The organism is Kribbella sp. NPDC020701 (assembly GCF_055562215.1).
On sequence record NZ_JBVHFT010000002.1, the window covers coordinates 385,947 to 405,857 of the forward strand.

Consider the following 19,911-nt stretch of genomic DNA (forward strand, 5'->3'; position numbering starts at 1 on the left):
TAACGCCAGGCCCTGGTCCGGCACTGATCCTTCGAACGGTCCGTGTCGCACAGGGCGGGAGACGTTACATGTCGGAGAAGTGGCACCGGGTGGACGAGGTCGACGTACCCGCGGACGGGCGGGTGCGCAGTGTGGTCGTGGACGGCCGGAGTGTCGCGCTGGCCAGATGCGGCGCCCGGCTAGGCGCGCTGGAGAACCGGTGCCCGCACCAGGGTGGTCCGCTCGGCGAGGGTTCGATCGAGAAAGGGCTGCTGCGGTGCCCGTGGCACGGGTACGACTACGACCCGATCACCGGTCAGCCGCCGGAGGGTTTCTCCGACGGCGTCACGGCGTACCCGGTGGACGAGCGGGCCGACGGTGTCTACGTGCGACTGCCCGCTCCGGCCCAGCCGGTCCGGACGGTCGCCGACGTACTGGTCGAGACTTTGGTTGCCCATGGCATCAGTCATGTCTTCGGCATGGTCGGCCACTCGAACCTCGGGTTCGCCGAGGCGATGCGGCGGGCGGAGGAACGCGGTGAGCTGACGTACGTCGGCATCCGGCACGAGGGCGCCGCCGCCTTCGCCGCCAGCGCGTACGGCAAGCTGACCGGCCGCCCGGCCGCGTGCTTCGCCATCGCCGGCCCTGGATCCACCAACCTGCTCACCGGCCTGTACGACGCCAAGCTCGACAAATCGCCCGTGCTCGCCATCTCGGGTCAGGTGCCGTCCAGGGTCCTCGGCCGCGGCGCCTTCCAAGACCTCGATCTGACCGCGGTCTTCAAGGACGTCGCGGTCTCCAGTACGGCGGTCCAGGCCGGTAGCGATCACGCCGAGCTCGCGGCACTGGCGGTCAAGCACGCGATCGACGGTCGTGGCGTCGCCCATCTCGTGCTGCCCGACGAGGTGCAGGTCCTGCCGTCCGAGGCGGCCGCGCAGGATTCGGCCGGCCGGTTGTCGCGGCGGAAGATCCGGCCCGACGAGGACACGCTGACCCGGGCCGCGGCCCTGATCCGCGGCGCCCGGCGGCCGGTGCTGATCGTCGGCCACGGCGCCCGGGACGCGAAGGACGAGGTCCGTGCGCTCGCGGAGCGGTTGCACGCACCGGTCCTGACCACCTTCAAGGCGAAGGGCCTGGTGCCCGACACACATCCGCTCGGCGCCGGGGTGCTCGGTCGCAGCGGTACGCCGGTCGCCAGCTGGCTGATGAACGAGTCGGACCTGCTGATCGTGGTCGGCGCCTCCTTCGCCAACCACACCGGCATCGCGGCGTACAAGCCGATCGTGCAGATCGACGACGACCATGCCGCGATCGGCCGGTTCGATGCCGTCACCGTGGACGTCCTCGGCGACGCCGGCCTCGCGCTGACCACGCTGACCGGGATGCTCGCCGACCCGAAGGCCGAGGACCAGCGCCCGGACGTCGCCGAGCGGTGGGCGATCTGGCGCGCGGAGAAGGCCCGCCGGGTCCAGGACGATCGCGGTCGCGGTGTCTCGGCGGCCGCGGTGTTCGACGCGCTCAGCAAGCACCTGCCCGCCGACGCGGTCGTGACCGTTGACGTCGGCAACCATGCGTACTCGCTCGGCCGGTACCTGGAGTCGAAGGGCCAGCCGGTGCTGATGTCGGGCTACCTCGGCTCGATCGGCTTCGGCTACCCGGCCGCCCTCGGCGCCTGGGCCGCCGCGCCGGAGAGGCCGATCGTCGCGGTCACCGGCGACGGCGGGTTCGGCCAGTACGCCGCCGAGCTGACAACCGCGGTGAAGTACGGCATCCCGATCAAGCACGTCCTGCTCGACAACCACTCACTCGGCAAGATCAGCAAGGAACAACTCGCCGCCGACTACCCCGTCTGGCACACCTCACTGCGGAACCCCGACTGGGCGGCGTACGCCGAACTCTGCGGCGCGACCGGGTTGCGCGTCACCCGCCGCGGCGACCTCGACAACGCGATGACCGAGCTCTTCACCACCACCGGACCGGCCCTGCTCTGCATCGAGCAGGACGCCGAACTTCTCTAGGAGAAACCATGCCCGAGTACGACGACCTCCGCGCGCTGTACCTGAACTGCACCCTGAAACGCTCGCCCGCGGTCAGCCACACCGAGGGCCTGATCGACGTCAGCCGGAAGATCCTGGAGAAACAAGGCGTCCAGGTCGACGTGGTCCGTGCGATCGACCACGACATCGCCACCGGCGTCTGGCCGGACATGACCGAGCACGGCTGGGCCACCGACGCGTGGCCGGCGATCCAGGAGCAGGTGATGGCGGCCGACATCCTGGTCATCGCCGGACCGATCTGGCTGGGCGACAACAGTTCGGTCACCAAGCAGGTGATCGAGCGCTTGTACGGCAACTCGTCGATTCTCAACGAACACGGGCAGTACGCGTACTACGGACGCGTCGCCGGCTGCCTGATCACCGGGAACGAGGACGGCGTGAAGCACTGCGCGATGAACATCCTGTACTCGCTGCAGCACCTCGGCTACACGATCCCGCCGCAGGCCGACGCCGGCTGGATCGGCGAGGCCGGTCCGGGTCCGTCGTACCTGGACATGGACTCCGGCGGCCCGGAGAACGACTTCACCAACCGGAACACGACGTTCATGACCTGGAACCTGTTGCACCTGGCAAGGATGCTGAAGGACCTGGGCGGCGTCCCGGCCTACGGCAACCAGCGCTCCGAGTGGGACGCCGGCTGCCGCTTCGACTTCGAGAACCCGGAGTACCGCTGATCGGCGCGCTGCTGCTGTACCGTCGGCGTGTGGGGGTGGTACTGCCGACGGACGACGTCCTCGTCGCCGGGCTGCGGGCCGGGGACGAGGAGATGTTCGCGTGCCTGCTGAACGGCTGGTCGGGCTCGATGCTGCGGCTGGCCCGGTCGTTCGTGTCGACCGCGGCCACTGCCGAGGAGGTCGTCCAGGACACCTGGCTGGCCGTGTTCCAGGGCATCGAGCGGTTCGAGGGCCGATCCTCGCTGCAGACCTGGGTCTACCGGATCCTGGTCAACATCGCGCGCAAGTGCGGTGCCCGCGAGCAACGGACGGTGCCGTGGGCCAGCCTGGTCGAGGATGGCGAGCCGACCGTGGACCCGGGCCGGTTCCGGGGTGCCCACGACCAGTACCCGGGCGGCTGGCTCGCCTTTCCGGAACGCTGGCCGACCACCGAGAGTGAAGTACTCGCGCACGAGGTGAGAGCCGGCGTCGCCGCGGCGATCGAGCGCCTGCCGGTCCGGCAGCAGGTGGTGCTGACGTTGCGGGACATCGACGGCCGAACGGCGGAGGACGTCTGCGCACTGCTGGACATCTCAACGGCCAACCAGCGGGTCCTGCTGCATCGTGCACGCGCAGCGGTCCGCGGCCATCTCGAGCACTATTTCACCACCACCGGAGCTGAGTCATGACGTGCGCCGAACTGGTCGAACTCGTCACCGCCTTCCTCGACGGTGCACTGGACCCCGAGACGGAGCAGCGCTTCGTCGAGCATCTCGCGCTCTGCGACGGCTGCGAGATCTACGTCGACCAAATGCGCCGTACGATCGCCGAGGTCGGCAGGGTGGAGCCCGAGACGCTGTCCGACGCGACGCGCGACGGCCTTCTGCAGGCCTTCCGCTCGTTCCCCCGCGACTGACCTGTAACGCCCGGGTGCTCCGGCGGCACTGATCCGATATGCCGGATGTGGAGTTCACCAACCTGTTCGTCGTCGTAGTGATCGCGCTGCTCGCGCCACTGCTCCTCGGCCTGGCCCCGCGTCTTCGCTTCCCGGCCGTCGTGCTGGAGATCGTGGCCGGCATCGTGGTCGGTCCACACGGCCTCGGCCTGGTCGACGTCGACCTGCCGCTGCAGATCCTTGCCCTGCTGGGACTGGCGTTCCTGCTGTTCCTGGCCGGGTTGGAGATCGACGTCCACCAACTGCGCGGACAGGTCCTGCGGCTCGCCGTCCTCGGCTACCTGGTGACCCTTGCGCTGGGAGGTGTCGCGGGTGCGGCGTTCTCGGCTGCCGGTTGGGTGCACAGCGCGCTCCTGCTCGCCGTCACGCTCTCGGCGACCTCGCTGGGTCTGGTGGTGCCGGTGCTCAAGGACGCGGGCCGCGCCGACGGTGCGGTCGGCCGGTTCACCATCGCGGCGGCCTCGGTGGCCGACTTCGCCGCGGTTCTCGTGCTGTCGCTGGTGTTCTCGACCGAAGGCGGGAGCCCTGGCGAACGGTTGATCATGGTCGGGCTGTTCGCGCTGCTCGTCGTCGTGACCGGCTTCGTCGTCGCGACGGCCGGGCGGTCGCAGCGGATCGGCGGCGTCCTGCTGCGGCTCCAGGACACCACGGCGGAGATCCGGGTCCGGGCGGCCGTCGTACTGCTGGTCGCCTTCGTCGCCCTGGCCGAACAGTTCGGGCTGGAGACGATCCTCGGCGCGTTCCTGGCCGGCGCGGTCGTCGGGCTGGTCGATCGCGACGCGAGCTCGCATCCACGCTTCCGGATCAAGCTGGAGGCGCTCGGGTACGGCTTCCTCATCCCGGTGTTCTTCGTGACCAGCGGGCTGCGGCTCGACCTGCGGGGCCTGCTCGACGACCCGGGCGCACTCGTCCGCGTCCCGCTGTTCCTGATCGCGTTGCTCGTCGTCCGCGGCGTACCGGCGTACCTGGCGGTGCGCACCCTAGGGCCCCGGCAGACCGCGGCCGCGGGGTTGCTGCAGGCGACGTCGCTGCCGTTCATCGTCACCGCGACGCAGATCGGCGTGGCGACCGGGCTGATGGCTCCGGTCACCGCCGCCGCTCTGGTCTGCGCCGGACTGCTGTCCGTGCTGGTGTTCCCGGCGGTCGCGCTCGTACTGCTCAGGCAGCCTGCCGACGTCCGATCCGGCCGAGGAGCACCGCGGCCAACATCGAGATGATGATGGAGGTGTACGTCGCGCCGAGCCAGCCGGGGACCGGTTGGTTGTTGAAGAGCTTCTGCTGGAGGTCGAGCCAGAACGGGGACCACCCGGAGACCGTTCCGGGGTTGACGAGCTGGTAGGCGACGAAGCCGATCAGCCACGCGACCGTGGGCTGCCAGCGGAAGCGCGCCGTATCGGAGACGTCCCAGTTCATCTTGCTGACCACGAAGAAGTCGGCGATCGCGACCGCGAACAGCGGGACGAAGACCGAGCCGATCAGGTAGAGGAACTGCGTGTAGTTGCCCAGGTCAACCATCAGCGCGAGACCGGTGGCGAGCACGCCGATCGCGACCGAGATCCACCGGCGGTCGATGTGGCCGATCAGGTTGTGCGCGGCCATCGTGGTCGAGTACACGTTCGCGTACGCCTCGTCGACCTCGTCCACCAGCAGCACGAACAGCGCGATCGCACCGGCCGGCAGTGTGACGAGCGCGGTGATCACGTCCTCGCTGTTGGTCTGCAGTGTCGCGACCGCGAACACGCCGAGTGCGTAGTACAGGATCGCCGCGATCCCGTAGCCCAGTGACGATCCGGCGAAGGCGGCCTTGTTGGTGCGCGAGTGCCGCGTGTAGTCGGCGGCCAGCGGCGCGAACGACACCACACCCGCGGTGGCCAGGTCGACAGCCGGCCAGAAGCCGAACACGCTGTCCTGCGGCATAGCCTGCACCGGCTTGCTGAGGACCTGCACGAACAGGTACACCGACGCGATTAGCACCAGCCAGACCATGAACTTCCGCAGCACTTTCACGCTGCCGAGCGGCCGGACGGCCATTGTCGTCGCGATCACCCCGGCCAGTAAGACGAACAGCCAGCGCCACCGCTCACTCGTCACCGCGACCGCGGCCTGCGAGATGACGATGATCTCCATCGTGGCCCAACCGACGTTCTGCGCGATGTTCAGCACGGTCGGCGCCATCGAACCCCGCCGGCCGAACAGCCCGCGCAGACACGCCATCGCCGGCGCACCGGTCTGCGAACCGAACACAGCGGCGCCGCCGAGCACCAGCGCGCCGATTCCGCAGCCGACGACAACCGCGAGCAGCCCCTGCCACAGCGAGCCCGTGTACGCCGCAACCAGCGCACCCGTGACCGGTCCGAACAGCGAGATGCCGAAGTTCCCCCACAGGGTGAACTGGTCCAGGAATCCGAGGGTCCGCGGGGCATCGGTGGTCAGGACCAGCGGTGCCTCGGTCTGGCTGGCAGGACGAACAACAGTACTGGTCATGATGACCGCTCCCTACGCCGGCATTACCCGGTCAGGTTCAGGCGGTCGGCGACCCAGCTGTCGCCCTCTCAGCCCGCGCAATCGGTGCGAGCTCCCGCAGAGGTTGTTAGCGCCTCAACGATAACGCCTCAGGTCGTCGGCGGCACCGCGGCAGCTCGCTCTATGAGAGCGGCCATCTCTGGGCCATTGGTCAGCACCGGCATGTGTGAGCCGGTATCCAGGGTCCGGGCCTCACCATGGCTCAGCTCCGCGAGCTTCTGCACCCAGTCGGCCGGCGACAACAGATCGTGCTTACAGCGCACGATGACCACGGGTGCCTTCACCCGGGTGATGACGGCGGCCAGGTCGTGGTGCCTGGCGGCCTCTCCGGCCCGGGCGATCGTGGAGAGCGTCGTCCGCGCGTACTGCGGGGTGACGACCCGGATGAGCCGGGGTGACTCCGGTACCGCGGATCCGAGCAAGCGGACGGCCCGGTCCAGCCAGCTCGACATGCGGATGTCTCCGGTGGGAGCCGCGAGTACGAGCGCGTGGACCAGCTCGGGGTTGATGACCGCGGTCTCGACCACGATCTGACAGCTGGCCGAGTGCCCGACCAGGACCGACCGCTCCCGGATCTTGTCGGCGAGTGCCACGCCCAATGCGCGCGGATGCAGGTCCTCCCGCGCGCCGGCCGGTTCGCCGTACCCGGGCAGTGTGACCACGTGGTGCGGCGTGATCAGGTGCTCGACCGTCTTGGCGTACGACTCCGGCCCGAGGCCGAGGCCCGGGACCAGGATGACGGGTGCGTTCACTCCCAGGGCGCTTTGGGTGGCGGACCCTGGACGACCGGGTTGCGCACCTCGGGCTTCAGCTCGCGGTACCCGAGGGCCAGACCGGCGGCGAGGATCAGCAGACCGCTGCCGCCCCAGCCGTACGCCGTGGGCAGCCGGTCGACCGAGTCGTCGATGGCGCCCAGTCCGGTGGACAGGACCATGATCAGCCAGACCAGAATCGGGATCGCAGAGACTGCGACCAGCAGCAGACCACCCAGCTCGACCGGGTCGGGCTGGCGCCCGGCCTTGCGACGGGCGAGCACGTCCCGGATCCACATCACGAGCGCGGCCGCGCCGACCACGATCAGCACCAGTTGGCCGATCGTGTCGATCACGTCGGTGCGGAGCGGGTGGTTGAGCGGTGAGCCCGGGGCCTGGGAGATCTCCCGGAGGGCGACCCGCTGGACGGAGACCACGAGCAGGCCGTAGATCGCCGCGACGATCGTGGCGAGCCCGACCACCCGGGCAGCGCGGGGGTCACGGGGTGCGACGGGTTGATCCCGGCCGTACGTCGGGAGCTCGTGCTGCTGTGGATGCGCCGGCGGGCCGTAGGGGGTCCCGGGGCGGTAGGTGGGCGGCTGGGCGTACATGGGGCCTTGGGGCTGAGCGGCGTACTGCGGCTGTCCTTGGGGCGGGCCTTGTTGGGGCGGTGGGGTGCCGTTGTCCGGCTGGGAGTTGTAGGGCTGGGGCTGGGCGTAGGGGCCCGGCTGCGGGTCGGCGTGCGGGCCCGAGCCGTAGGTGCCGCCGCCGTACGGCGTGGGCGGGGCGTAGTGGTGCTCCTCGCCGCTCCGCTCGGGCTCATCGCCCCGGCCGTACGTCGGGAAATCCTGTGACGACATCGCTACCTCCCCTCGGACTCAGCTTCTCACGAACGCGGGGTTGGATCAGGTCGCTTTGATCGTCGGCCAGGCGTTCGGGAGGCAGCCGGCCAGGCCTTTGGTCTGCTGCATCATCACCGGCGCGGGGGTCTTCGCCTTGGTGCAGGTCGAGTGACCATGGCCGAGTGCGTGCCCGACCTCGTGGTTGACCAGGTAGCTCCGGTACAGCGATACGTCGCCGTTGTACGCCGGGATCGCGTACATCCAGCGCTTGGCGTTCAGCACGACGCGGTCCTCGACCCGGCAGGACACCTCACCGCCGGTGTCGAGCGGCAGGCAGAGCTTGTCGGTCAGAGTCGGCGTGGCCAGGATGATGCGCAGATCCGCGTCCACCTTGTCGGTCCGCTCGAAGTTGACCGGGTGCACCGCCTGCCACCCCCGCGGGTCGGTCAGCGTCTTGTGGATGATCGCCGCAACCGCGGCACCGTTCACCGACAGCCCTTGCTCGATCTCGACCCGATACGTCAGCTTGTCCCGTACGCCGCTGGCCTTGTTGAACCCGGGCACCACGGCGAGCTTGCCGGTGGACACGGTGACGTTCGGCTTCGAGCTCTTCGGCTGCCGCGTCAAACTCGGTGCCGGTCGCAACGGAGTCGTGAACCGCTGCGTCGGCGTGACAACCGGAGTCGGCGTACTCACCGGAATCTCGGTCACCGGAGCACTCACCGGCATATCAGCCACCACGTCAGCCGCCAGACTTCGCCGATGGGTCACATCCGGATGCATCACTACCACGGTGCCCAGCACAGCCAACGCAGTCACCGAGAACCACTGCGCCTTATAAGACTTCCGCCGACTGTGCCGACCACCCCGCCGCTTCCGCCCAGGCGCGTCCGCCTGCTGGCCGCTCCGCAGGGTGGTCATGACAGTCGACCCTACCGACCCAGCGGCCCCGCCCGAAAGGGCAGTTACGTTAAGCCGTACCGGCTCGGAGGAATTTACCCGGCTGCGTCGTCGTGTGATCGTGGGATCGTGAGCGATCTCTCGTCGGTCGGTCTTCGGTTGCCGTCGCCGGTGTCGGAGCTTTGCGACGAGCGTCTGACCGCGGCGGGAGTGCGTCTCCTGCTGAAGCGTGACGACCTCATTCATCCGGAGATCCCCGGGAACAAGTGGCGCAAGCTGAAGTACAACGTGTCCGCGGCGCGCGACCTCGGGTTCGACACGCTGCTGACCTTCGGTGGTGCGTACTCCAACCACATCCGAGCGACCGCCGCGGTTGGCTACCACGGCGGCTTCAACACCATCGGCGTGATCCGCGGCGAGGCGCACCTGCCGCTGAACCCCTCGCTCGCGTACGCCGCTGCCCGCGGAATGCGGCTCACCTATCTCGACCGGACCACCTACCGCGCCAAGACCTCCGATGCGGTGATCACTGCGCTACACCGAGAGTTCGGCGACTTCTACCTACTGCCCGAGGGCGGAAGCAACCGCGAGGCCGTCCTGGGATGCGCGGAACTGCCGGCCGAACTCACGGAGCCGTACGACGTACTGTTCTGCGCAGTCGGCACCGGCGGAACCCTGGCCGGCGTCGCCGCAAGCGCTCCCCAGGCGGTGGTCGGCGTCCCCGTCCTGAAGGGCGGCGCGTTCCTCGAGAACCAGATCACCGAACTCCAGAGAACGACGTACGGCTCCCGTGTCGGCACCTGGCACCTCGAGTGCAACTACCACTTCGGCGGCTACGCGAAACGAACCCCCGAGTTGGATGCCTTCATCGACGACTTCGGGACGAGGCACGGCGTGCTGCTGGACTGGGTCTACGAAGCCAAGATGATGTACGCCCTCTACGACCAGATAACCCGCGGAACCTTCCCCCAAGGCACAACCCTCATAGCCCTGATCAACGCAACCGGCTGACGGGTGTGGGGTCAGGCGGTGCGGGTTCTGAGGAATTTGCCGAAGTGGGGGACTGTGAAGGCTACGGTGCCGCGTTCGGCGGAGAAGACGAGGCCTTTCTTGATCAGGCCGTCTCGGGCGGGGGAGAGGGACTGGGGTTTGCGGTTGAGGGTGCTGGCTACTTCGGCGGTGGGGACGGAGCCGTCGTCGACGCCGATGCCCAGTTCGGCCATCGCCCGCATGTACTCGCGTTCCGCGGGCGTGGCGCGTTCGTACCGGGAGCCGAAGAAGCCGACGGTGAGTTCGGCGGAGGCCTCCGGGGCCGCGACCGCGACGTCCTTGATGGTGATGGGGGATGTCGGGGCGTGGTCCCAGGTGGAGTGGGCGAACGCCTGGACGAAGTACGGGTAACCGTCGGTCTGGGCGTACAGCTCGTCCAGCGCCTCCTCGTCGTACTGCACGCCCTCGCTCTCGGCCGGGACCATCAGCGCCCGATCACACGCCTCCCGCGCCAGCCGGTCGACGCGGATGTAGCGGAAGAGCCGCTCGGAGTACGACTTGCTGGCGGACAGTACGGCGGGCAGATGCGGCAACCCGGCTCCCACGACAACCAGCGGAGCGCTCTGCTGCGAGATCTCGTGACATGCAGCGCACAAAGCGGAGAGATCGTCCGGACTGATGTCCTGCATCTCGTCGATGAAAAGCCCCACGCCAACCGACAGATCGCCGGCCAGATCCGCCGCATCGGCGAACAGCTCGATCAGATCCATCTCCAGATCACCGGAGTCCGCGCGGCCTTTCGCCGCCGCCACGTCGACCGGCGGATGCCACCGGATCCCCTTCCGGTCGTGCGCATCGGTCCGCAAAGCAAAAGCCTTGAGTACGGCGCTGAACTGGTCGACCCGCTCGTCGTCACGGTGCCGATGCCCCAGCTCCCGCATCGCGGTGTGCAGCGCCTGCGCGATCGGCAGCCGGATGCTCTGATCCGGACGGGCCTCGATCTTCCCGGTACCCCAGGCCCGCTTGATCGCCTGGCTGCGCAAAGTGTTGAGCAACACAGTCTTACCCACCCCACGGAGCCCACTGAGCACCAGGCTCCGCTCCGGTCTGCCTGCCGCGACCCGCTCGAGCACCACCTCGAACTGCCGCACCTCGGTGTCGCGTCCGGCCAGCTCAGGCGGCCGCTGACCGGCGCCGGGCGCATAGGGATTCCGGATCGGATCCATGCTGTCACTGTATGAGCCCGTCTAGCGTTTTCCTTAGATTTCGCTAGCCACCGCGAGAGCGTGTCGCGACAGCTGTCTACAACTTTCTAGTGAAAAGACTAGAGAGTGATAGACAGCGCGAGCGACCGGTGGCGCACTATGGTTCGGCCATGCGGGTGGAGTGGGCTGGGCAGGCGGGGGCGTTGTACGAGCGCGTGCATCAGCAGTACGTCGGAGGTGCCCGCAAGCTCGAGGCGCTGATCGACGAGCTGATCGGTGAAGAAGAGGGCATCAACTACCTGAGCGCGACCGCGCGGGCCAAGGATCCGGAGTCGTTCCTGGCGAAGGCGGCCAAACCGAATCCCGACGATCCGAGCCGACCGAAGTACGACGATCCGCTCAACCAGATCACCGACCTGGTCGCGGCCCGGGTGATCACGTTCCTGGTCGAGGCGGTGGACCGGGTGTGCGAGGTGATCGAGGCCGAGTTCGAGATCGTCGAGCACACCGACATGGGCGCGCACACCCGCGCGCAGGGTGTGTTCGGGTACGCGAGCAAGCACTATCTGGTGCGGCTGAACGCCCATCGCCGGGAGCTGCCGGAGTACGCCGTACTGAAGAACCTGACGATGGAGATCCAGGTCCGGACCGCGGTCCAGCACGCGTGGGCCGAGTTCGAGCACGACATCCGGTACAAGCTGGACATCCCGCCGGACCGCAAGCCCGAGTTCGATCGGCGGTTCCTGCTCGCGGCCGCGTTGATGGAGCTGGTGGACAACGAGTTCACCGAGATCGACCGGCTCTACCGCGAGCTCGCGGCGGCCGAGACGGACAAGACCCCGCGGGACCTGACCACGGCGATCCTGACGACGTACCTGACCCGTCGCTACCCGGACGCGCCGCACGCCAAGACCAACCACTACGCGTGGATGCTCGGCATCCTCGACCGGCTCGGCGTCACCTCCGAGGAGCAGCTCACCGAGCTTCTCACCGGCATCGACAGCTCCGCAGTGCAGGCCGCGATGACCCACCGCTTCCCGGCCGGCACGGTACGGCGCCTCGACGACGACCTCCTGGCCGCGAAGGGGACGGCGTACGTCGACCTGTTCCCGGACGAGGAGCGCCGCCAGAAGATCCTGCGGGGACGGCTCAAGGCGCTCGCCCGCGCCGGCATCACGGAGCCCTGACCAGGTCCTCCGCGACGGAGGCCGCCGTTCGTCGGGCCCAGGCGCCGGTCGTGATCAGTCCGAGCACGAGCACGAGTGCGCCGCAGCCGGCGATGATGTACCAGCACAGCTGGGCGGCCTCGACGAAGCCGGTCTCGAGCGGGCCGACCAGCCGAGCGGTGAGGACGGTGCCGGCGATCGCGACACCGAGGGACACTCCGACCTGGCGGCTGGTCGAGGCGATCGCGGCAGCGACGCCGGCCTGGGACACCGGCATCCCGGACACCGCGGCATTCGTGATCGGCGCGTTCAGCATGCCGAAACCGAGTCCGAAGATCAGATAGCCGGTGAGCAGCGCCGCGGTCGAGGTCGTCAGGCTCAACTGCGACAACACCAGCCCAGAGGCGGCGAGCGTGCTCCCGGCAACCACCAGCGGCAGCCGCGGACCGCGGTGCCCGACCAGCCACCCGGACAGCGGCGCGAACACCACCGTCATCGCCGCCATCGGCAACGTCAGCAACCCGGCCTGCAGCGCCGAGAACCCACGCACCGACTGCAGATACAAGGAGTTCAGGAACAGAAAACCGGAGAGGGCGGAGAACCCGGCGACCGCGATCAACGTCGCTCCCGAGAAAGGCGCGCTGCGGAAGAACCGCGGGTCCAGCAACGGCTGATCCCGCCGCCGCTCGTACAGCACCAGGCAGACGAGCGCCGACGCGGCCAGCACGAAACACCCGATGATCAGCGGCGATCCCCAACCGGCCGACTGACCCTCGATGATTCCGTAAATCAGGCCGCCGAGCAGCAGCACCACCAGCACCTGCCCGACCGGATCGATCCGCCGCGGCACCGCCGCGCGCGACTCGGGCACGAAGAAGGCAGTCATCGCCAGGGCCGCCAGCGCGACCGGCACGTTGATCCAGAAGATGAACCGCCAGCCCGCGCCGTCGACCAGCGCGCCACCGACCACTGGCCCTACGGCCAAGCTCAGCCCGACCACACCACCCCAGACGCCGATCGCCTGGGCACGCTCGCGCGGATCGGTGAACGTGTTGGTGATGATCGACATGGCGACCGGGTTGAGCATCGACCCACCGACCGCCTGCAGCATCCGGAAGACGATCAGCAGGTCCACGGTCGGCGCCAACCCGCACAGCAGCGACCCGATCCCGAACACCACCAGCCCGGCCTGGAACGTCCGCCGCCGCCCGATCCGGTCGGCGGTCGAGCCGGAGACCATGAGCAGACTCGCCAGCACCAGCGTGTAGGCGTCGATGGTCCACTGCAGCTTGGCCACCGAGGCGCCGAACTCGGAGCGGATGGCCGGCAGCGCCAGGTTCACGATCGTGGAGTCCAGCCCGACGATGAACAGGCTGGAGCAGCAGATGCCGAGGACCAGCAGCCGCCGCCTGCGCGTCAGCTCCTCCACCCGGCTCCCTCCGCTCGTCCGTTGAAGACTGTACTACCGCCGTCGGAAACGATTCCCGACGGTCCGGCGCCTGGGACGAAAAGGGTTTGACGGACTGTCGGCGGCGACGCCTAGGCTGGATCCATTCGCCTGGTCAGGTGCCCTTCTTCCATCCTTCTACGCCTCTTGCGAGACGTCATGTCCCTGCGCCTCATTCCGTTTGCCGACCCGGGTGTGCCGGACACCCGGTCCGGTCTCCGACTCATTGTCTGGCTGGAGCACCAGCAACTGCGCGGGCAGGCCCTCGCGGTGTTCTTCGGCCTGCTCTACTTCGGCGGTATCGCCGCCGCTCCGGTCGCCGTCGGTCTCGCCGTCCAGGCGGTGATCGACCGTTCCTGGCCCAAGCTGATCCTGGCCGGGGCCCTGCTGCTCGCGTTCGGAGCGGCCAAGTCGGCGGCCGACTCGTTCTTCCACCGCGCCGTGGTGACCAACTGGATCAGTACGGCGTCGCGCCTGCAGCAACTGCTGTTCCGCAAGGCCGCGGAGCTGGGCTCGCTGCTCACCCGCCGGATCGCCGCCGGCGAGGTGGTCGCCGTGAGCAGCGGCGACGTGGAGAAGATCGGCTGGTTCGTCGAGGTGCTCGGCCGGTTCGCCGCTGCACTGCTCACGTGCTTCGCCGTCGTCATCGGCCTGCTGTTCTATGAGCCGCAGCTCGGTCTGGTGGTCGCCATCGCCGTTCCGGTGCTGGCGTTCTCGATCGTGCCGCTGATGGGTCCGGCCGAGCGTCGCGCCGACGCTCAGCGGGCCAAGGGCGGCCGGGCCACCGAGCTGGCCGCCGACACCGTCGCCGGTCTGCGCGTGCTGCGGGGCATCGGTGGTGAGCAGCTGTTCCTCGACCGCTACCGCGCCGCCTCGCAGGAGTACCGGGCCAGTGCGGTCCGCAGTGCCCGGATGTGGTCGCTGATCGCGGCTCTCCAGGTGCTGCTGTTCGGGGTGTTCCTGGTGGTGGTCGTGTGGCTGGGCGTCCGGCTGGTGATCTCCGGACAGATCTCGGTCGGCGAGCTCGTCACGACGTACGGGTTCGTCACCTTCATGCTGGTGCCGCTGCACACGTTCGAGGAGACCGCGAGCGCGTTCATCTTCTCGAAGGTGTCGGCCCGCCGGGCCGCGCGAGTGCTGTCACTGCAGCGGACCGACGAGACCAAGGGCACCGCCGAGGCTCAGCTGCCTGACGGCGACCTGCTCGACCCGGTCTCCGGTCTGCACGTCCCGACCGGCAGCTTCACCGCGGTCGTCTGTGGTGACCCGGACGCGGGCGGTCGGCTGGCCGACCGGCTGGGTGGTCACAGCCCGTCGACCGAGGCCGACGAGCCCTCGGTGCTGCTCGACGGCGTCGCGCTGGACGACCTCCCGTTGGACTCGGCGCGGACCGTCGTACTGGTGCAGGACAAGGACCCGGTGCTGTTGTCGGGGACAGTGCGCGAGCTGTTCGACGTGCCGGCGAGTGGCGCGGTCTCTCCGGAGACAGCGCTCGACGCAGCGCAGTGCGCCGACATCCTCGACGTACTGCGGCAGACGCTGCCGGCCGGTGAGTCCGACGCGATGAAGGCCGTGCTGACCGAGCGCGGACGGTCCCTGTCCGGTGGTCAGCGGCAGCGAGTGGCCTTGGCCCGTTCGCTGTACGTCGACCCGCCGGTGCTGGTGCTGGACGAGCCGACGAGTGCGGTGGACGCGCACACCGAGGCCCGGATCGCCGACGGCCTGCGGCTGCTGCGGGCCGGCCGGACCACTGTGGTGTTCACCTCCAGCCCGCTGATGCTGGACCGCGCGGAGCGCGTGGTGTTCGTGCCGGACGGTCGCGTCGATGCCGTCGGCACCCACCACGACCTGGTGCACACCAACGCGCGCTACCGCGCGGTCGTGACCCGTGAAGACGAACCAACGCTAGAGGAGTCGCTGTGAAGCGCCCCGAGTACGATCCGGCAGCCCCGCAGGAAGTGGCTCGGCTGCCGGTGGCAGGCAGCACGACCGTGCGCGCCTACCTGAAGACACTGTTCCGCCGGCACCGCCGCGCGTTCGGCTGGCTGACGCTGGTGAACGCGGTGGCGGCGCTGAGCGGCATGGTCGGGCCCTGGCTGCTCGGCAACGTGGTGGAGAAGCTGTCGCAGGGCAACACCGATGTGAATCTGCCGTATGTCGTGACCGGGTTCGTCATCGCCCTGCTGGTGCAGACGGTCTTCATCCGGCTCACCCGGCTGCGCGGTGCGGTGCTCGGCGAGGAGATGCTCGCCGACCTGCGCGAGGACTTCCTGGTCCGCGCGGTCGGACTGCCGCCGGGTGTACTGGAGCGGGCCGGGACCGGTGACCTGCTGTCTCGGATCACCACCGACATCGACCGGCTCTCGCACGCGATGCGGGACGCCGTGCCGCAGTTGACCATCGCGGTGATCTGGGCCGGGCTGCTGATCGGCGCGCTGGTCGTGACCGCACCCGAGCTCGCGGTGGCCGTGGTGATCGCGACGCCGATCCTGATCATCGGCGGCCGGTGGTACTTCCGCCGCGCGCCGGCGGCGTACCGGTCCGAAGCCGCCGGGTACGCCGCGGTGGCCTCGGGGCTGGCCGAGACCGTGGACGCCGGCCGGACCGTCGAGTCGCACCGGCTCGGCGACCGCCGGATCAAGCTGGGCGACACCCGGATCGGCCAGTGGGTCGCCTGGGAGCGGTACACGCTGTACCTGCGGATGATCCTGTTCCCGGTGATCAACATGACCCACACGGTCGCGCTGGCCGCCGTGCTGGTCTTCGGTGGCGGTCTCGCCATCCAGGGCTGGCTCACCGTCGGCGCGCTCACCACTGGCGCGCTGTACATCCAGATGCTCGTCGAGCCGGTCAACATGATGATCCGCTGGTACGACGAGCTCCAAGTGGCGCAGGTGTCACTGGCGCGACTGGTCGGAGTCCGTGAGGTCGAGGCAGCCGCCACCGACGGAGACGCCGAGCCGGAGGGCCGGACTGTGCTGGCCGACGACGTTCGGTTCGGCTATCTGGAAGGCAGGGACGTGCTGCACGGTGTCACGCTGACTGTGCAGCCGGGTGCCCGCGTAGCGCTCGTAGGCCCTTCTGGAGCAGGGAAATCGACGCTGGGCCGGTTGCTGGCGGGCATCTACTCGCCTCGGGTCGGTGACATCACCTTGGGTGGTGCCGCCCTCGACCAGATGTCGGCAGAGCAGGTCCGCAGTCACGTGGCTCTGGTGAACCAGGAGCACCACGTGTTCGTCGGCAGTGTCCGGGACAACCTGCGGCTGGCCCGGTCGGAAGCCACCGACGCCGACCTGTGGGCAGCACTGCGCTCGGTCGACGCGGACGGCTGGGTCGCCGGGTTCGACAACGGGCTGGACACCGAGGTGGGGTCCGGTGGGATCTCACTGACGCCGGCCCAGGCACAGCAGGTCGCCCTGGCCCGGCTGGTGCTGGCCGACCCGCACACGCTGGTCCTGGACGAGGCGACCTCGTTGATGGACCCGCGTGCAGCCCGGCACCTGGAGCGGTCGCTGGCCGGCGTGCTGGAAGGCCGGACCGTGGTGGCGATCGCACACCGGTTGCACACCGCGCACGACGCGGACGTGATCGCCGTCGTGGAGGACGGCCGGATCGTGGAGCTGGGCGGGCACGACGAACTGGTCGATGCCCAGGGCCCGTATGCGGCGCTCTGGCACTCCTGGCACGGCGAGCGCTGACAGGTCATCCGGGGGCAGGCCGCGTGCCTGCCCCCGGTGACCTCAGCCGTGTGAGGATAGGGCAGTGCTGACAACGCTGTTCTCGCTGACGTCCACCCTGGCACTCGACGTGAACGACGAGGGTCGCCTGCTCGTCCTCTACGACGGCACCGGCGTCCGCCAGGTCAACGAGATCGCTCCCGACGGGACCTGGCGAGCACTCACCGAGCTGGACGACACCTGTCGCGGTGCACGGTTCATCCCCGGCACCCGGCAGGTCGTTGTCGAGCACGACAGCGGCGGCAACGAACGCGGCCAACTGTCGGTGCTCGACCTCGACGAGCCCGGCGTACCCGTGCTCACTCCGCTCGTCCACGACCTCGAGTACAACCACCACCTGGTCGACGCCAAGGCGACCCGGATCCTCTTCACCACGAACCGGCGCAACGGCGTCGACTTCGACCTGGTCACCCGGGACCTGTCGACCGGCACCGAGACCGCCATGTACGACGGCGGCGGCTGGGTGATGCAAGTCGACCCGTCGCCGGACGACCGGTGGGTCGTGCTGTCCCTGGCCAGCACGCCGGCGAACTCAGTCCAACTGCTCCTGGTCGACACCACCACACAGGCCGTCACGGAACTGACCGCGGCCGACGCCCACAACGACCAGCAGGCGGTGTCCTGGCTGCCGGACTCCACCGCCTTCCTGGTGTCGAGCAACGCCGACCGCGACCGGATGGCGCTACGCCGGTACGACGTCGCCGACGCGGCGTGGAGCGACGTACTGGTGGACGAGGCCCGTGACCTGGCCGGTTGGGTCTCCCCCGGCGGTGAGCAACTGCTCGTCGGTGCGGTGCAGGACGGCGAGGTGTCGCTGGCGCTGCACCGGCTGAAGGACGGCGCAGCGATCACCCCGCTGAATCTGCCCGCGGGCGGCTGTGCCGCGTTGACGATGATGACGCCGGATCCGCTCTGGTCCAGCGACGGCTCGTTTGCGGCGATCACCTACAACTCGCCGATCAGGCCGCCGACGGTGTACCGGTACGTCCCGTCGACCGGCGAGATCGTGGAGTTGCGGTCGCCGGGGAAGGCTGAGCCGCCGGCACAGCTCACGCATCCGGAGAGCCTGCTCGTGCCGTCGTTCGATGGTGAGCAGGTGCCGGTGTTCGTGTTCCGGCCGACCGGTCCGGACCTGGGTTCCACCGTCGTCCACGTGCACGGCGGTCCGGAAGGCGCGGCCATGCGCATCTGGAATCCGATGGTCGCGTCACTCGCCGCCGATGGCCACACCGTCGTCGTACCGAACGTCCGCGGCTCGGCGGGGTACGGCAAGCGCTGGTACTCACTCGACGACCGGGAGCTGCGGCTCGACTCGGTCAAGGACCTGGCCGCGATCCATGCCTGGCTGCCGTCCATCGGTGCGGACCCGGAGCACGCCGCGCTGTGGGGTGGTTCGTACGGCGGCTACATGGTGCTGGCCGGGGTCGCGTTCCAGCCGGAGCTGTGGGCGGCCGGTGTGGACATCGTGGGGATCGCTTCGCTGGTCACGTTCCTGGAGAACACCTCGGACTACCGCAGGGCGATGCGGGAGCGCGAGTACGGCTATCTGGCGACGGACCGGGAGTTTCTGGCGTCCGCGAGCCCGCTCAGCCGGGTCGACGACATCCGGGCACCCCTGTTCGTCATCCACGGCGCCAACGACCCACGGGTGCCGCTGTCAGAGGCCGAGCAGGTCACCGACGCCCTGACCAAACGCAACGTGCCATGCGAGCTCCTGGTCTACCCGGACGAAGGCCACGGACTGGCCAAGCTCAAGAACCGTCTGGACGCCTACCCCCGGGCCCTCACGTTCCTGCGGGAACACCTCACCACAGCGGAGTAAGAGTCCCCGCGGTCGCGTCGAGCCGTACCGGCAGTCCCAGCGGTACGGCGAGGTTCAAAGCCTCATGCCCGACCGCGGCACCCGCCACGACCGGTACGCCGAGGGGCTCGAGCCGCTCGTGGACCACATCGTCGATCAGCTCGTCCGACCCGCTGAAGTCCCCGACCACGACACCGGTGACCTCGTCGAACCATCCGGACCGCAGCAACTGCGTGAGCATTCGGTCCACCCGGTACCCGTCCTCGTTGACGTCCTCCAGTACGACGACTCCGGCCGGCTGCGCGTACGTCGGTGTGCCGAGGCTCGTCGCCAGCAGTGCGAGGTTGCCGCCCAGCAGGCGTCCTTCGGCCACGCCACCGAACACCTCGCGACCGCCATTGGGTGCGAGCAGGTCGGTGATGCTCTCCGGCTCGAACAACAGCGTGCCGAGGCGATCCCGTCCGACCTCGACGTCCAGCTGCTCGACTGCGGCGGCCATCGGTCCGTGGATGGTGACCAGGCCCCGTGCATTCAGCGGCTCGTGCAGTGCGGTGATGTCGCTGAAGCCGATGAACCACTTCGGCACCGCGACCAGCTCGTCGAAGTCGACGTACTCGAGCATCCGCTGGACGCCGTACCCGCCTCGGGCACAGAACACCGCAGCGAAGCTCGAGTCGAGCCATGCCGTCCGCAGATCCTCGGCGCGGGCCTTGTCGTCGGCGGCCAGGTAGGTCAGCCGCTCATGACCGGTCAGCACGGACGGCATGACCTCGACCTCGAGCCCCCAGGCCTTCAGGTGCTCCAGGCCGATCGCCAGCCGCTCGGCATCCACCTGTCCCGACGGCGCCACCACGGCGACCCGATCTCCACTCCGCAGCCGCTGCGGCACCAGCACGTCAGTCAC

General features: G+C 69.0%; 17 protein-coding genes and 1 riboswitch. Of the genes, 10 read left to right on the forward strand and 7 right to left on the reverse strand.

The window, feature by feature from the left end; all coding sequences use genetic code 11:
• Window positions 1-68 precede the first annotated feature (68 nt).
• The 5 genes from ACZ3HV_RS05390 to ACZ3HV_RS05410 are packed head-to-tail and all read left to right on the forward strand — an operon-like array spanning window position 69 to window position 4,861.
• Window positions 69-1,997 carry a thiamine pyrophosphate-binding protein gene (locus ACZ3HV_RS05390; protein ID WP_465681164.1) on the forward strand — a complete coding sequence of 643 codons (1,929 nt, stop codon included), beginning with the start codon at window positions 69-71 and terminating at the stop codon, window positions 1,995-1,997.
• 8 nt (window positions 1,998-2,005) lie between these two features.
• On the forward strand, window positions 2,006-2,710 hold the full coding sequence (locus ACZ3HV_RS05395; RefSeq protein ID WP_465681165.1) for a flavodoxin family protein: 705 nt from the start codon (window positions 2,006-2,008) through the stop codon (window positions 2,708-2,710).
• Between the two features lie 29 nt (window positions 2,711-2,739).
• Window positions 2,740-3,378: an RNA polymerase sigma factor gene (locus ACZ3HV_RS05400; RefSeq protein ID WP_465681167.1), complete on the forward strand. Its 639-nt coding sequence runs from the start codon at window positions 2,740-2,742 to the stop codon at window positions 3,376-3,378.
• The gene (locus ACZ3HV_RS05405; protein ID WP_465681169.1) at window positions 3,375-3,605 is read left to right on the forward strand and encodes an anti-sigma factor family protein; all 231 of its coding nucleotides are present in this window, start codon (window positions 3,375-3,377) and stop codon (window positions 3,603-3,605) included. The genes ACZ3HV_RS05400 and ACZ3HV_RS05405 overlap by 4 nt, the downstream gene beginning before the upstream one ends.
• A 38-nt stretch (window positions 3,606-3,643) precedes the next feature.
• A complete protein-coding gene (locus ACZ3HV_RS05410) occupies window positions 3,644-4,861 on the forward strand; it encodes a cation:proton antiporter (RefSeq protein ID WP_465681171.1) in 1,218 nt (405 codons plus the stop codon).
• Here the strand turns inward: ACZ3HV_RS05410 and ACZ3HV_RS05415 are convergent.
• From ACZ3HV_RS05415 to ACZ3HV_RS05430, 4 genes are all read right to left on the reverse strand, one after another.
• Window positions 4,803-6,128: a purine-cytosine permease family protein gene (locus ACZ3HV_RS05415; protein WP_465681173.1), complete on the reverse strand. Its 1,326-nt coding sequence runs from the start codon at window positions 6,126-6,128 to the stop codon at window positions 4,803-4,805. The two genes, ACZ3HV_RS05410 and ACZ3HV_RS05415, sit on opposite strands and share 59 nt — an antisense overlap.
• Window positions 6,122-6,236: riboswitch (TPP riboswitch) on the reverse strand. Its footprint overlaps the gene before it by 7 nt.
• A gap of 20 nt (window positions 6,237-6,256) precedes the next feature.
• The gene (locus ACZ3HV_RS05420) at window positions 6,257-6,919 is read right to left on the reverse strand and encodes an alpha/beta fold hydrolase (RefSeq protein WP_465681175.1); all 663 of its coding nucleotides are present in this window, start codon (window positions 6,917-6,919) and stop codon (window positions 6,257-6,259) included.
• Window positions 6,916-7,779: a hypothetical protein gene (locus ACZ3HV_RS05425; protein ID WP_465681177.1), complete on the reverse strand. Its 864-nt coding sequence runs from the start codon at window positions 7,777-7,779 to the stop codon at window positions 6,916-6,918. The genes ACZ3HV_RS05420 and ACZ3HV_RS05425 overlap by 4 nt, the downstream gene beginning before the upstream one ends.
• A 45-nt stretch (window positions 7,780-7,824) precedes the next feature.
• Window positions 7,825-8,682: a DUF3152 domain-containing protein gene (locus tag ACZ3HV_RS05430; protein WP_465681179.1), complete on the reverse strand. Its 858-nt coding sequence runs from the start codon at window positions 8,680-8,682 to the stop codon at window positions 7,825-7,827.
• A gap of 108 nt (window positions 8,683-8,790) precedes the next feature.
• Between ACZ3HV_RS05430 and ACZ3HV_RS05435 the strand changes: the two genes are divergently transcribed.
• The gene (locus ACZ3HV_RS05435) at window positions 8,791-9,672 is read left to right on the forward strand and encodes a 1-aminocyclopropane-1-carboxylate deaminase/D-cysteine desulfhydrase (protein ID WP_465681181.1); all 882 of its coding nucleotides are present in this window, start codon (window positions 8,791-8,793) and stop codon (window positions 9,670-9,672) included.
• An 11-nt stretch (window positions 9,673-9,683) separates the two neighbouring features.
• Here the strand turns inward: ACZ3HV_RS05435 and ACZ3HV_RS05440 are convergent, their stop codons facing one another.
• Window positions 9,684-10,877, reverse strand: coding sequence for an ATP-binding protein (locus ACZ3HV_RS05440; protein ID WP_465681183.1), 1,194 nt, complete (start codon window positions 10,875-10,877; stop codon window positions 9,684-9,686).
• A 149-nt stretch (window positions 10,878-11,026) separates the two neighbouring features.
• Here ACZ3HV_RS05440 and ACZ3HV_RS05445 point away from each other — a divergent pair, with 149 nt between their 5' ends.
• On the forward strand, window positions 11,027-12,043 hold the full coding sequence (locus ACZ3HV_RS05445) for a GTP pyrophosphokinase (RefSeq protein ID WP_465681185.1): 1,017 nt from the start codon (window positions 11,027-11,029) through the stop codon (window positions 12,041-12,043).
• On the opposite strand, the gene ACZ3HV_RS05450 is transcribed toward ACZ3HV_RS05445, so the two are convergent.
• Window positions 12,030-13,451, reverse strand: a complete 1,422-nt coding sequence (locus ACZ3HV_RS05450) for a DHA2 family efflux MFS transporter permease subunit (RefSeq protein ID WP_465681187.1) — start codon at window positions 13,449-13,451, stop codon at window positions 12,030-12,032. The two genes, ACZ3HV_RS05445 and ACZ3HV_RS05450, sit on opposite strands and share 14 nt — an antisense overlap.
• A gap of 177 nt (window positions 13,452-13,628) precedes the next feature.
• Here ACZ3HV_RS05450 and ACZ3HV_RS05455 point away from each other — a divergent pair, with 177 nt between their 5' ends.
• From ACZ3HV_RS05455 to ACZ3HV_RS05465, 3 genes are all read left to right on the forward strand, one after another.
• A complete protein-coding gene (locus tag ACZ3HV_RS05455; RefSeq protein ID WP_465681189.1) occupies window positions 13,629-15,392 on the forward strand; it encodes an ABC transporter transmembrane domain-containing protein in 1,764 nt (587 codons plus the stop codon).
• A complete protein-coding gene (locus ACZ3HV_RS05460) occupies window positions 15,389-17,167 on the forward strand; it encodes an ABC transporter ATP-binding protein (RefSeq protein ID WP_465681190.1) in 1,779 nt (592 codons plus the stop codon). Before ACZ3HV_RS05455 ends, ACZ3HV_RS05460 begins: the two co-directional genes overlap by 4 nt.
• A 64-nt stretch (window positions 17,168-17,231) precedes the next feature.
• Window positions 17,232-19,028: a S9 family peptidase gene (locus tag ACZ3HV_RS05465; RefSeq protein ID WP_465681192.1), complete on the forward strand. Its 1,797-nt coding sequence runs from the start codon at window positions 17,232-17,234 to the stop codon at window positions 19,026-19,028.
• Here the strand turns inward: ACZ3HV_RS05465 and ACZ3HV_RS05470 are convergent.
• A complete protein-coding gene (locus ACZ3HV_RS05470) occupies window positions 19,012-19,911 on the reverse strand; it encodes a S66 peptidase family protein (protein ID WP_465681194.1) in 900 nt (299 codons plus the stop codon). The genes ACZ3HV_RS05465 and ACZ3HV_RS05470 overlap by 17 nt on opposite strands.

What these genes read in the sequence shown, in the direction of transcription:
- ACZ3HV_RS05390 (WP_465681164.1), top strand. Translation starts at nt 69, where the DNA reads ATGTCGGAGAAGTGGCACCGGGTGGACGAGGTCGACGTACCCGCGGAC.
- ACZ3HV_RS05395 (WP_465681165.1), top strand. Translation starts at nt 2,006, where the DNA reads ATGCCCGAGTACGACGACCTCCGCGCGCTGTACCTGAACTGCACCCTG.
- ACZ3HV_RS05405 (WP_465681169.1), top strand. Translation starts at nt 3,375, where the DNA reads ATGACGTGCGCCGAACTGGTCGAACTCGTCACCGCCTTCCTCGACGGT.
- ACZ3HV_RS05410 (WP_465681171.1), top strand. Translation starts at nt 3,644, where the DNA reads ATGCCGGATGTGGAGTTCACCAACCTGTTCGTCGTCGTAGTGATCGCG.
- ACZ3HV_RS05415 (WP_465681173.1), bottom strand. Translation starts at nt 6,128, where the DNA reads ATGACCAGTACTGTTGTTCGTCCTGCCAGCCAGACCGAGGCACCGCTG.
- ACZ3HV_RS05425 (WP_465681177.1), bottom strand. Translation starts at nt 7,779, where the DNA reads ATGTCGTCACAGGATTTCCCGACGTACGGCCGGGGCGATGAGCCCGAG.
- ACZ3HV_RS05430 (WP_465681179.1), bottom strand. Translation starts at nt 8,682, where the DNA reads ATGACCACCCTGCGGAGCGGCCAGCAGGCGGACGCGCCTGGGCGGAAG.
- ACZ3HV_RS05440 (WP_465681183.1), bottom strand. Translation starts at nt 10,877, where the DNA reads ATGGATCCGATCCGGAATCCCTATGCGCCCGGCGCCGGTCAGCGGCCG.
- ACZ3HV_RS05445 (WP_465681185.1), top strand. Translation starts at nt 11,027, where the DNA reads ATGCGGGTGGAGTGGGCTGGGCAGGCGGGGGCGTTGTACGAGCGCGTG.
- ACZ3HV_RS05455 (WP_465681189.1), top strand. Translation starts at nt 13,629, where the DNA reads ATGTCCCTGCGCCTCATTCCGTTTGCCGACCCGGGTGTGCCGGACACC.